Annotated in this window: 9 protein-coding genes; all 9 read right to left on the reverse strand. The window is 45.2% G+C overall.

Annotation, left to right across the window (positions count from 1 at the left end; all coding sequences use genetic code 11):
• Positions 1-124 precede the first annotated feature (124 nt).
• The 9 genes from CGZ90_RS02670 to tsf all read right to left on the reverse strand — a co-directional run bounded on the left by CGZ90_RS02670 (position 125) and on the right by tsf (position 12661).
• Positions 125-4420 carry a PolC-type DNA polymerase III gene (locus CGZ90_RS02670; protein WP_094250783.1) on the reverse strand — a complete coding sequence of 1432 codons (4296 nt, stop codon included), beginning with the start codon at positions 4418-4420 and terminating at the stop codon, positions 125-127.
• A 115-nt stretch (positions 4421-4535) separates the two neighbouring features.
• Complete coding sequence (locus CGZ90_RS02675) at positions 4536-6251, reverse strand: proline--tRNA ligase (protein WP_094250784.1); 1716 nt, start codon at positions 6249-6251, stop codon at positions 4536-4538.
• Between the two features lie 27 nt (positions 6252-6278).
• Positions 6279-7541, reverse strand: coding sequence for an RIP metalloprotease RseP (gene rseP / locus CGZ90_RS02680; protein ID WP_094250785.1), 1263 nt, complete (start codon positions 7539-7541; stop codon positions 6279-6281).
• A 4-nt stretch (positions 7542-7545) separates the two neighbouring features.
• On the reverse strand, positions 7546-8703 hold the full coding sequence (locus tag CGZ90_RS02685; RefSeq protein WP_094250786.1) for a 1-deoxy-D-xylulose-5-phosphate reductoisomerase: 1158 nt from the start codon (positions 8701-8703) through the stop codon (positions 7546-7548).
• Between the two features lie 27 nt (positions 8704-8730).
• Complete coding sequence (locus CGZ90_RS02690; RefSeq protein WP_094250787.1) at positions 8731-9519, reverse strand: phosphatidate cytidylyltransferase; 789 nt, start codon at positions 9517-9519, stop codon at positions 8731-8733.
• A gap of 9 nt (positions 9520-9528) precedes the next feature.
• Positions 9529-10290 (reverse strand): undecaprenyl pyrophosphate synthase, encoded by a 762-nt coding sequence (gene uppS / locus CGZ90_RS02695; RefSeq protein WP_094250788.1) that lies wholly within the window; start codon positions 10288-10290, stop codon positions 9529-9531.
• Between the two features lie 116 nt (positions 10291-10406).
• Complete coding sequence (gene frr / locus CGZ90_RS02700) at positions 10407-10964, reverse strand: ribosome recycling factor (protein WP_094250789.1); 558 nt, start codon at positions 10962-10964, stop codon at positions 10407-10409.
• Positions 10964-11689, reverse strand: coding sequence for a UMP kinase (gene pyrH, locus CGZ90_RS02705; RefSeq protein WP_094250790.1), 726 nt, complete (start codon positions 11687-11689; stop codon positions 10964-10966). Before pyrH ends, frr begins: the two co-directional genes overlap by 1 nt.
• Before the next feature lie 93 nt (positions 11690-11782).
• Positions 11783-12661: a translation elongation factor Ts gene (gene tsf, locus CGZ90_RS02710; RefSeq protein ID WP_094250791.1), complete on the reverse strand. Its 879-nt coding sequence runs from the start codon at positions 12659-12661 to the stop codon at positions 11783-11785.
• Positions 12662-12720: the final 59 nt, after the last annotated feature.

A 12720-nucleotide genomic window follows, 5' to 3' on the forward strand; every position in this document is an offset into this window, starting at 1 on the left:
CCGTAAACGTAAGGAAAGAGCGGGTTCCCCCACTCTTTCCTCCGTAACATATTCAACAGTGTTTCCACTTTGACTATATCATAATCCTAAAAACACTGCAACTTTTACCATTTTTCTGACCTGTCTAAAATAGAGACAGCTGGTTGGCGTCCGGAAGGCCTTCAAGGCAGCCTTGTTCATCTAAATATTCGATGATCGTTTTGGAAAGCCTGGCGCGCTGCTGAAGGTCTTCTTTTGATAGGAACTCACCTTCTTCACGTGCCTTGACGATGTTAAGCGCAGCGTTTGTCCCCAGTCCCGCGATGGAATTGAATGGCGGGATGAGAGTGTTGCCCTCTACTAAAAATTCGGAAGCACTCGAACGGTACAAATCTACTTTCTGGAAACTGAACCCTCTCTCACACATCTCTAAAGCAAGTTCAAGAACGGTCTGAAGGTTCTTTTCCTTCGTCGAGGCATCCAAACCTTTTGCCGAAATCTCTTCTATTTTAGCTCTGATTACGGCGGAACCTTTAATCATCGCTCCGATATCAAAGTCATCTGCACGTACTGTGAAATAGGCAGCATAGAAGAAAATCGGGTAATGCACTTTGAAATAGGCAATCCTGACAGCCATAAGTACATATGCGGATGCGTGAGCCTTTGGGAACATGTACTTGATTTTCGTACAGGAATCGATGTACCACTCCGGCACATTATTCTTTTTCATTTCATCTATCCATTCGGGGATCAAGCCTTTTCCTTTACGGACACTTTCCATTATCTTAAACGCGAGCGACGGTTCAAGGCCGGCATATATAAGATAAACCATGATGTCATCACGGCAGCCGATAACATCTTTAAGTTCACATGTGCCATTCGCGATCAATTCATTGGCGTTATTCAGCCAAACGTCTGTCCCGTGCGAGAGTCCGGAAATCTGGACAAGTTCTGAAAAAGTACTAGGTTTTGTGTCTTCAAGCATCTGCCGGACAAACTTGGTTCCAAACTCTGGAATGCCTAAAGTACCGGTTCTGCACATGATCTGCTCTTCGCTCACACCTAATACATCTGGCCCAGAGAAAATTTTCATCACTTCAGGATCAGAGGCCGGGATGGTTTTCGGATCGATATCGCTCAAGTCCTGAAGCATCCTGATAACGGTAGGATCATCGTGCCCGAGTATATCGAGTTTCAGCAGGTTATCATGGATAGAGTGGAAATCAAAGTGAGTTGTTTTCCATTCAGATTGACTGTCATCAGCAGGGAATTGTACAGGACAGAAATCATAAATGTCCATATAATCAGGAACAACGATAATACCGCCTGGATGCTGTCCGGTCGTCCGCTTCACGCCTGTGCAGCCAGAGACGAGTCTGTCCACTTCTGCTCCGCGGAAGGTAAGGTTGTGATCACCTGCATAGCCTTTCACATACCCATAAGCTGTCTTTTCAGCCACAGTTCCGATCGTTCCGGCACGGTATACATATTCTTCGCCGAACAGCTCTTTCGTATAATTATGGGCGCGCGGCTGATACTCACCAGAAAAGTTAAGATCGATATCTGGAACTTTGTCTCCTTTAAATCCAAGGAATGTCTCAAACGGGATATCCTGACCATCCTTCGTATAGTTTACGCCGCAGTCAGGGCATTGCTTATCCGGCAGATCGTATCCGGAACCTACTGATCCATCATCAAAAAATACGGATTGTTTGCATTCCGGGCAAACGTAATGCGGCGGCAGCGGGTTCACTTCTGTGATCTCTGTCATCGTTGCAACAAACGAAGAACCGACTGATCCCCTTGATCCTACAAGGTAGCCATCAATAAGTGATTTTTTTACAAGTTTATGAGAGATCAAATAAATAACGGCAAATCCATGGCCGATGATGCTCTTAAGTTCTTTTTCAAGGCGTTTCTCGACAATCTCAGGAAGGTTTTCTCCATAGATGCTTTTTGCCATAGCATAGCTCATGTTTCGGATCTCTTCATCTGCTCCCTCGATTTTCGGAGTATACAGGTCATCTGGAATCGGCTTGATCTCGTCAATGATAGACGCAATATGCTGAGTGTTCTCGACTACAACTTTATAAGCTGTTTCATCATCCAGGAAGGAAAAGCATTCCAGCATTTCATCCGTAGTGCGGAAATGAACCTCTGGCAAAGTCTGTCTGTTCAGCGGATTTGCACCGCCCTGTGAAGCGATTAATATCTTTCTGTATATCGAGTCTCGCGGCTCAAGATAGTGAACGTTTCCTGTAGCGACGACCGGTTTTCCAAGTTTTTCTCCCAGATGAACGATGTTCTTTAATATATCTCTTAATGCAAGTTCGTCCGTGATAAATTCGCGTTCGATCAAGTGGGCATAGTTGGACGGCGGCTGAATTTCAAGATAATCGTAAAAAGAAGCGATCTTCTCTACTTCATCTGGCGCCTTCTGCATCATGCCTTCAAACACTTCACCTTTGTCGCAGGCAGAGCCTACAAGGAGTCCTTCGCGCAGCTTGCTCAGTCTAGAGCGAGGTATTCTCGGAGTCCGGTAAAAATAATTCATGTGAGATTCAGAGACAAGTTTGTATAAGTTCTTCAGTCCCTGCTGTGTTTGTGCGAGTAAGATACAGTGAGAAGGACGGGAACGCTGGTAGCCTCCCTGACCCATGTTATCGTTTAGACGGTCATGCTGTTTTACACCTTTTTCAAACGCCTGCTTTAAAAGCTTCCAAAGCAGATAGCCTGTTGCCTCAGCATCGTAAATTGCCCGATGGTGCTGTGTCAGTTCGATGTCGAACTTCTTACACAATGTGTTCAGACGGTGGTTTTTCAGCTGCGGCAGGATGAAACGGGCTAGCTCAAGTGTATCAATGACAGGGTTTTTCGCTTCTCCATAGCCTATTTTCCGAAGCCCTTCGTTAAGGAATCCCATATCAAAGCTCGCATTATGGGCAACGAGAATGTCGTCCCCCATCCATTCGTAAAAACGTTTCAGGACATCTTCAATTTCCGGCGCATTTTTTACCATGTCATCCGTAATTCCCGTCAGTTCAATGGTCGTTTGTGAAAGCGGCTCATGAGGGTTGGCAAAATCCTCAAACCTGTCGACGATTTCTCCATTATGGATTTTCACGGCAGCCAGTTCAATGATCTTGTTATAGACTGCTGAAAGTCCTGTCGTCTCGACGTCAAAGACGACATATGTTTCATCTTGAAGATCCCTCGGCGCTTCATTATAAGCGATCGGAACGCCGTCATCTACAAGGTTCACTTCGACACCGTACAGAACCTTTATTCCATTTTTTTTACCGGCACCATACGCTTCGGGAAATGACTGCACGACGGCATGGTCTGTGATAGCGACAGCCGGATGTCCCCACTTAGCTGCCTGAGCTACTAACGAGCCAGCGGAGGAGACTGCATCCATCTGGCTCATCGGGGTATGAAGATGAAGTTCAACCCGTTTATGCCCTTCTTCTCCTCTGTCCTTTCTCGTTTCAGGTGTTATCTCGTTAATATCGTTAGCGATCATCACAAGATCTCGCACGAAAGTATCGTTCTGGATCCCGCCCCTGACTTTTAGCCATTTTCCTTTTTGAATGGCGTTTAAGATCGGCACGTCTTCTTTGTCTCTAGAAAAGATTTTAACGAGGATCGAATCCGTATAATCTGTGATCTTAAAAGTAAGGAGCGTTCTGCCGCTTCTAAGCTCCCTCGTTTCTGCATCAAAGACATAACCTTGTATCGTAATCTTTCTCTCTTCATCATAAATGGTTGAGATAGGAACCGGCTCGTCCTTAATCGAGTATCCGATCATAATATCGCTTCTGGCAGCAGGCTGTTCGCTTGATTTCGCTTTCTCTTTTTCAACGAGCGCCTGCATGATTTTATGGGCATCTTCTTGTTTCTTTTGTTCAACAAAACGCTGATAATCTTCCTCGTTGTGCTCAACTTCTGTCGAAAGTGTCACTTCTCGTATGCCGCAGCAATGGAATTCTTTCTGAATTAGTGGTGAAAGCTTTCTTGAAAAGAGGTCTTGTTCTGCCTCATTTCTTATTTTCACGGTTATACGCCTGCCTTCAAAAACAGGATCCTTCATTTCAAGAAGAGGAACGAGGCTCTGAGGAGCTGTATGCTTCACCCGTTCAGCACAAAGAATCCAATATTCTTTGATCTGCTCTTGTGAACACGGCGTCTCTGAAAGGAAAGAAAACGAAACGGATGCGATATGACGGAACGTTTCATGCAGCTTGGCGGCAAAGATGCCATGGCAGCTTGCTGCGGGAAGGTGCTGCAGTGAAAATTGAAAGTGCCAGCTCCTGCTTTGTTTATTGATTGTCAGCTTATGGATACTGCCTGTAGAAAACGCTTCTCGCAATTCACCTGGAAGGCCAATTTGATCCAGCAGCAGCTGAAACCTGTCGCGCCTGATTTGATCTTCGGCGTTCATAATGTCCTCCTACTCAGCCTGCCTGAAAAAAGCATAGCTGTTATTTCTTGATTCAATTTATTTTCTCACACATAAAAAGAGAAAGGCACCTTTTTTTAAGGCGCCTTCCGGAAATTTAGTTTCCAGCAAGTTTGATAAGCTCTTTTTTCACAGCATCGAGCACGTCATCAACAGGCAATTCATACGATTCGCCTGTCTTGCGGATTTTGAGCTCAACGATTCCTTCGCCTGCTTTTTTGCCGGCAGTGATGCGGACAGGAATACCGATCAAGTCTGCATCTGCAAATTTAACGCCAGCCCGTTCAGGACGGTCGTCATAAAGACAGTCGAATCCAGCTTCCTTCAGCTGGCTGTACAGAGCTTCACCTGCTTCTGCCTGTTCTGCATTTTTGCTGTTGACTGCAATGACGTGTACATCAAATGGAGTTACTTCTAGAGGCCAGATCAGACCTTTATCGTCATTGTTTTCTTCCGCAATCGCAGCAAGTGTACGTGATACACCAATTCCATAGCAGCCCATGATCATTGTCTGGTTCTTGCCGTTTTCATCAAGGAATTCTGCTTTCATCGGCTCACTGTATACTTTACCCAGCTTAAATACATGGCCGACTTCGATGCCTTTTGCAAAAAGGATCGTTCCGCTTCCATCCGGCGAAGGATCTCCTTCTTTAATAAAGCGGATATCCGCATATTTCCCGGCAGATGCATCTCTGTCTATGTTGAAGTTAATATAATGTGTGCTTTCCTGATTAGCCCCGCACACAGCATTCTTTGTGTATTTTACTGCCGTATCTGCGATCACGCTGATTTCTCCGCTGATATTAACAGGGCCGATCGTTCCCGGAGCAGTGCCCATCCATTTTGCAGTTTCATCTTCGCTCGCCAGCTCCAGCACCTCTGCATCAAGAACGTTTTTCAGCTTGATCTCGTTTACTTCATGATCTCCGCGGACGAGAACGAGAACCGGTTTTTCATCTGCTATGAAAAGCAGAGATTTGATGATCTGGTCCTCGCGGCAGCCTAGCTCTGCTGCCACTTCTTCAATCTTGCGCGCTGATCTTGTATCAACAGCCTGAATAGGAAGCTGCTCACCCTCTGGCATTTCATACTGATCGATAACAGGAGCCATCTCGATGTTCGCTGCAAAATCAGATTCTGAGCTGTATGCGATCCAGTCTTCCCCGATATCAGAAAGCACCATGAATTCATGGTTATCTTTTCCTCCGATCGCACCGGAATCCGCCAATACTGATCTGAAGTTAAGCTTGAAACGCTCAAAGATAGCACTGTATGCTTTTTTCATCGTTTCATACGTCTCATCAAGGCTTTCCTGTGTATGGTGGAAAGAATATGCATCTTTCATGATAAATTCTCTTCCACGCAGGAGTCCGAAGCGAGGACGCTTTTCATCACGGAACTTTGTCTGGATCTGATACAAGTTAAGCGGAAGCTTCTTATAAGATTTAATTTCATCACGGATAATGCTAGTGATCACTTCTTCGTGTGTTGCTCCCAGCGCAAAGCTGCGTTCATGACGGTCCTTAAGGCGCATAAGCTCTGGTCCGTAAGACTGCCAGCGCCCGCTCTCTTCCCATAGATCGGCAAGCTGCAGTGCAGGCATCATCATTTCCTGTGATCCTGCACGGTTCATCTCTTCCCTTACAGCCGCTTCAACCTTCTGAAGCACTTTTTTCCCAAGCGGCAGAAACGAGTAAATGCCTGATGCATTTTGACGTATAAAACCTGCCCTTAGCAGGAGCTGATGGCTTTTAATATCAGCATCTGAAGGGACTTCTCTTAATGTAGGCAAAAACAGTTCGCTTTGTTTCATCTTTTTCTCCTCTTTGCAACCCAATTATTAGCTTAGAAATATTTTATGGATATCATTCCATGTGACGACAAGCATGAGAAGCATTAAAAATGCAAATCCGATAAAATGAACAAGTCCTTCCTTCTGCGGATCGACCGGCTTACCGCGCAGCGCTTCAAACCCTAAGAACAAGAGGCGGCCGCCATCGAGTGCCGGAAGCGGCAGCAGGTTGAATATTCCAAGGTTTATGGAAAGGATCGCGGCCCATTGAAGGAGCATGTAAACCCCGGCCTTAGCCGCTTTATCCGTATAATCATAAATACCGAGCGGGCCAGAAAGCTGGTCGATGCCGTGCTGGCCTGTCACAAGCTGGCCGATTCCTGTGAAAATTGCCTTAGTCATGAACCACGTTTGTTTTGCTCCGTATTCCAGTGAGCCAAGAATCGAAAATTCTGTGTAAGGATGAGCTCCGATAAATCCTTCGGGCTTACCGTCAGCACCTTCCCTCTCACCAAGCTTCACATCAACTTTCTTGGGCTCGCCGCTGCGCACAACATTAAAGGAAAGCGTTTCACCAGGGTTATCCTGAATGACGGTTACAAGTTCCTTCCAGCTCGAAACATTCTGCCCTTCAACGGAAACGATTTTATCATTTTCCTGAAGTCCTGCTTTTTGTGCTGCTTCTCCTTTTGCCAGTTCACCGAGCCTTGACTCATTGGACGGGATGCCCTGCATGAGTGAGAAGGCCACGAGTATGACAAAAGCGAGCAGGAAGTTTGCAAGAGGTCCTGCAAAAATTGCCAGAACCCGCTGCATGATCGTCTTTGATCCAAACTGCCTGTCATATGGCGCAATCTGCATTTCCTGATGGTCAGCAACATAAACTGCATCTTCTTTTACAGAATACCTTACAAGCGGCGCATCTTGATCCTCGTATCCTTCTACAAAAAGATCGTGATCTAAATCAGCTTTTTCTACGGTGATCATTTTTTGTACAGGGTATTTATCTTTATGATTAACGATCAGTTTCACGGCCTCATTTTTTTCATTAAATATCAATCCGATTCTCTGGCCTGGCTTGAGTTCGATTCCTTCTGGATCTTCTCCAGCCATACGTACAAAGCCGCCGAGTGGAAGCAGGCGGATTGTATAAACCGTTTCTCCCTTTTTAAAAGCAAATATTTTCGGGCCAAAGCCTATCGCGAATTCCCGGCATAAAATCCCAGCCCTCTTTGCCAAAAGAAGATGTCCAAGTTCGTGGAAAAAAATTAAAGCACCTAAAATGATGACGATCGCAATCACTGTGTTCATTTCATTACCTGCCTTTGTTTAATAGTGATACGGCAAATCCTCTCGCCCAGCGGTCGGCTTCTTGTAAAGCTTCGAGTGCTGGATGTGCAACAGGCGAATGTGCCTGCATAGTCTCATGAATCAAGTCTTCAATTTGTAAAAAAGAAATCTGGCCCTGAAGGAACGCTTCGACAGCTGCTTCATTAGCCGCGTTTAAAACAGCAGGCATCGTTCCGCCTGTCTTTCCAGCTTCATATGCAAACTCCAAGCATCGGAATCGGCTAAAATCCATTTCTTGAAAATGAAGCTTGCCTGTCTCCCATAAGTTTAACCGCCTGCCTCCGCTGTGTTCAAGCCTTTTTGGATAAGAGAGTGCATACTGTATAGGAACACGCATATCAGGCTGTCCAAGATGAGCGATGACGCTTGTATCCTTGAACTCTACCATAGAGTGTATGATGCTTTCCTTATGTAAGATGACGTCTATTTTAGTATAGTCAAAAGAAAAAAGCCAATGCGCTTCAATCACTTCTAATCCTTTGTTCATCATCGTTGCTGAATCTATCGTGATTTTTGCTCCCATCGACCAGTTCGGATGATTTAATGCTTCAGTGACTGTCACATCTTTAAGTTCTTCCCGTGTCCTGTCTCTGAAACTCCCACCTGAAGCAGTCAGGATCAGCCGCTCCGCTTCTTTTTTATCCTCACCGTTCAAGCACTGAAAGATGGCAGAGTGTTCAGAATCAACAGGGAGGATGGAAACGCCGCTCTTTTTTGCAGCCTCCATTACGATGTGCCCTGCTGTTACTAGTGTTTCTTTATTGGCAAGAGCGATCTGTTTGCCTTCTTTTATTGCCTCAAGCGTTGGAAGGAGTCCTACACTCCCCATAACGGCGTTCACGAGAATATCGCTTTTATGAAAAGCAGCCACCTCTCTTAGCCCTTCACTGCCATAAACGATCTTCGTGCTGCTGCCGCAATTATTCTGGAGAGTACTAGCGTCCTCTTTACTGATAACAGCAGCCAGTTCAGGCTTGAACTCTCTGATGATGCTTTCAGCTTTTTCAAGGTTTCTTCCCGCAGACATCGCGGAAAGTTTGAACATTTCTGGATGTGCACGAAGCACATCCAGTGTCTGGTCCCCAATAGAACCCGTTGCGCCAAGCAGACTGATATATTTCATGCTGTCTCCTTTCCAGACTACTGATTTTTATAGAAAATGAAGCACATGAAGCAGGGGCATCACAAAAAGGACGCTGTCCAGTCTGTCCAGAATACCGCCGTGTCCCGGAAGGAGGTTTCCAGAATCTTTTACTCCATATACTCTTTTAAAGGCAGACTGTGCCAGATCACCAAGCTGTCCAAAAACACCGACAAACAGCGAGATCGCGATGGCAGTCAGCAGCGGGAACGAGACAAATCCAGTCAGCGAACAGACTGCCCCGACTGCAGCGCTCCATACAATGCCTCCAAGTGCACCTTCAATAGTCTTGTTAGGAGAAATGACTGGCCATAGTTTCCGCTTTCCTATCGCTTTTCCTGTAAAATACGCTCCGCTGTCGGCTGCCCAAATCATGAACAGGATAAAGAAAACAATAGATAGACCATCCTCTAAAAATCTTGTTTCAATCAAATAATAGAATCCAAATCCGATATAGGCGCTGCCTAAAAATACAAATGCAATATCATCGAAAGTCGTTTTGTTTTTGCTCACTACTGTTACGACCAGCAACAGAAGAACAGCAGCAACGAGCATATCTTGTTTCGTAAAAGGCACCAGCATGTCCATCCATTCTTTTGGAAGGGCAAGACCCGCTGAGAGTATATAGCCTATTATGCTTAAACCGCTCGGGCGATGAAAACCTTTCATCTTCAGCAATTCGTACATCCCAATGAGCGTCAGCAAAATAACAAGCGCTGAAAACGGCCAGCTGCCATAAATGACAAGGCCTCCGAAAAGGATTGCAGCGATGATGCCTGTAATAATTCTTTCTTTCATAGGTCCTCCTTATTTGACCCCGCCGTATCTGCGGCCTCTTCCCTGAAAACTGCTGACTGCTTCCGCCAGGTGCTCCTCAGAAAAGTCCGGCCACAGAATATCTGTAAACCAAAACTCAGTATAGGCGAGCTGCCAGAGCATAAAGTTGCTCAAGCGGACTTCTCCGCTCGTGCGGATCAATAGGTCTGGTTCTGGGAGGCCATATGTCATTAAATGCTGCTCGATAGAGTCATCCGTAATCTCTGAAGGCTTCAGCACTCCTTGCTCTACCTGCCTAGCTACTTGCCTTACAGCCTCGGTTATTTCATCCCTGCTTCCATAATTTAACGCAAAATTAAGAATGAGACCTGTGTTGACGCTCGTCTTCTCGATCGCTTCATCAACCGCCTTTATAGTATGGACAGGCAGGTATTCCTTTTTTCCCATGATCTGCACTTTAACGTTCTCTTCTATCAGCTCAGGCAAGAAACTGCCTAAAAATTCACCAGGAAGCTTCATCAAGAAATCTACTTCTTCACGCGGCCTTTTCCAGTTTTCGGTTGAGAACGCGTAAAGTGTCAACGCTTTAATACCTAGACGGCTGGCTTCTTTTACAATTTTTTTGACCGTTTTCATCCCCTCATGATGACCGGCAATACGGGGAAGTCCCCTTTTCCTCGCCCATCTTCCATTCCCATCCATAATTATAGCCAAATGAACAGGAATTTCTCCATCAATGGTAAGAGGAGTTTCTGAAGAGTTCTTTTTCCAGAAAGCAATTCGTTCAAGCATCCAAAAGCCTCCATCATCAGACATGCAGGAACTGAACAGCAAAGCTGCTTCAGTCCTTGTAACAAAAAAACCCCCATTACAGAGGGTTTTTTTATTTCATTGTACAGTGAATATCGTTACACTTCCATGATTTCTTTTTCTTTATTTGCCATGACTGCATCAGCTTCAGATGTATACTTATCTGTAAGCTTCTGAACATCGTCATTATTGCGGCGCAGCTCATCTTCTGTGATTTCGCCTTCTTTTTCTAGCTTCTTCAAGTCTTCGTTAGCGTCACGGCGAATATTACGCAATGCTACTTTAGCATCTTCTGCATATTTCTTCACTAGCTTCGCAAGCTCTTTACGGCGCTCTTCTGTTAACGGTGGGATCGTAATGCGGATTACTGATCCGTCGTTTGAAGGAGTAAGACCAAGATCAGACTTTTGAATCGCTTTTTCAATGTCCGCGATTGCCGTTTTGTCATATGGCTGGATGACCAATAGACGTGCTTCCGGCACTGTTACACCAGCAAGCTGGTTAATCGGTGTTGCTGCACCGTAATAATCAACTTGAATACGGTCTAAAAGTGATGGATTAGCACGGCCGGCACGGATAGATCCTAGTTCACGCTGAAATGCTGCGATTGCTTTTTTCATTTTTTCTTCTGCTTGAGTTAAAACTTGTTTAGCCATTAATTTCTCCCCCTTATCACAGTTCCGATTTCTTCGCCAAGAATGGCTCGTTTGATGTTGCCTTCCTCCATAATCGAGAATACTACGAGAGGAATATCGTTGTCCATGCAAAGTGATGAAGCTGTTGTATCCATTACAGCCAATCCTTCCTTGAGGATATCGAGATAAGATAGGCTGGAATATTTGACAGCGTTTTGATCAAGCTTTGGATCAGCGGAGTATACTCCGTCCACATTATTCTTAGCCATCAGAATAACTTCAGCTTCAATCTCAGCCGCTCTAAGAGCCGCTGTAGTATCTGTTGAAAAGTACGGGTTACCTGTACCGGCTGCAAAAATAACCACACGTTTCTTTTCAAGGTGACGTATTGCCTTTCTGCGGATATAAGGCTCTGCAACCTGGCGCATTTCTATAGAAGTTTGCACTCTAGTTTGAACCCCGATGTTCTCTAAGCTGTCCTGCAGCGCAAGCGAGTTCATGACAGTCGCAAGCATACCCATATAATCAGCGGAAGCACGGTCCATTCCCATTTCGCTGCCTGTTTTGCCGCGCCAGAGATTTCCCCCGCCAACGACAACAGCCACTTCTACTCCAAGCTCCACAATTTCTTTAACCTGGTTTGCTACTGACTGTACTACAACTGGGTCAATGCCAGTAGGCTGACCGCCTGCTAACGCTTCTCCGCTTAATTTTAACACTACGCGCTGATACTTCGAATTACTCATAAGTCCCTCCATCACCTTGAAATTTCGCTCACTTTAAAAAAGAGGGAACACATTGTGCCCCCTTCTTTTATAGTTTCTAGTTACTTTTTCTGGTTACTTTTTAACTTGAGACATAACTTCTTCAGCGAAGTTGTCTTCACGCTTTTCCATGCCTTCTCCAACTTCGTAACGAACGAAGGAAGCAACTGTTGCGCCTTTAGAAGCCGCATACTTTCCAACTTTCTGATCTGGGTCTTTAACGAAAGATTGGTCGTTCAAGCAAATATCTTCGAAGTACTTGCTGAGGCGTCCTTCTACCATCTTAGCTACGATGTTTTCAGGCTTGCCTTCGTTAAGCGCCTGCTGCGTAAGAACTTCACGCTCACGCGCCACTTCTTCTTCTCCAACTTGGTCGCGGGAGATGTATTTAGGGTTAACTGCTGCAACGTGCATCGCGATATCTTTCGCTGCTGCCTCATCAGTAGTTCCTTCAAGAACAGTCAAAACGCCGATGCGTCCGCCCATGTGAAGGTACGATCCAAATGCTGCGTTGTCGCCTTTTTCAACGATCTGGAAACGGCGAAGAGAGATTTTTTCTCCGATTGTAGCGATCGCAGAGTTAATGTACTCTTCTACAGAAGTGCCGTTAAGGTCAGAAGCAAGAGCTTCTTCAACACTTGCAGGGTTTGTAGCAAGAAGGTGCTTTTCAAGAGTTGCGATTACTTCTTTGAACTTGTCGTTTTTAGCAACAAAGTCTGTTTCTGAGTTTACTTCTAGAATTACTGCTTTGTTTCCTTCTACAAGAACAGAAGTCAAACCTTCTGCAGCGATGCGGTCTGCTTTTTTCGCAGCTTTTGCGATGCCTTTTTCACGAAGATAGTCAATCGCTTTTTCCATGTCACCGTTTGTTTCTGTTAATGCTTTTTTGCAGTCCATCATTCCTGCGCCTGTTTTTTCACGTAGTTCTTTTACCATTTGTGCTGTTACAGCCATGATAATATTCCTCCTTAGTTTTTATGTAGAAAGCAGGCTTTTAATAGCCTGTCCCGTTT

The organism is Fictibacillus aquaticus (assembly GCF_002245695.1).
GTDB classification, from domain to species: Bacteria; Bacillota; Bacilli; order Bacillales; family Fictibacillaceae; genus Fictibacillus; species Fictibacillus aquaticus.

Bases quoted from the DNA above. Each gene is read 5' to 3' on its own strand.
- CGZ90_RS02670 (WP_094250783.1), bottom strand. From the start codon at position 4,420: ATGAACGCCGAAGATCAAATCAGGCGCGACAGGTTTCAGCTGCTGCTG.
- CGZ90_RS02675 (WP_094250784.1), bottom strand. From the start codon at position 6,251: ATGAAACAAAGCGAACTGTTTTTGCCTACATTAAGAGAAGTCCCTTCA.
- rseP (WP_094250785.1), bottom strand. From the start codon at position 7,541: ATGAACACAGTGATTGCGATCGTCATCATTTTAGGTGCTTTAATTTTT.
- CGZ90_RS02685 (WP_094250786.1), bottom strand. From the start codon at position 8,703: ATGAAATATATCAGTCTGCTTGGCGCAACGGGTTCTATTGGGGACCAG.
- CGZ90_RS02690 (WP_094250787.1), bottom strand. From the start codon at position 9,519: ATGAAAGAAAGAATTATTACAGGCATCATCGCTGCAATCCTTTTCGGA.
- uppS (WP_094250788.1), bottom strand. From the start codon at position 10,290: ATGCTTGAACGAATTGCTTTCTGGAAAAAGAACTCTTCAGAAACTCCT.
- frr (WP_094250789.1), bottom strand. From the start codon at position 10,964: ATGGCTAAACAAGTTTTAACTCAAGCAGAAGAAAAAATGAAAAAAGCA.
- pyrH (WP_094250790.1), bottom strand. From the start codon at position 11,689: ATGAGTAATTCGAAGTATCAGCGCGTAGTGTTAAAATTAAGCGGAGAA.
- tsf (WP_094250791.1), bottom strand. From the start codon at position 12,661: ATGGCTGTAACAGCACAAATGGTAAAAGAACTACGTGAAAAAACAGGC.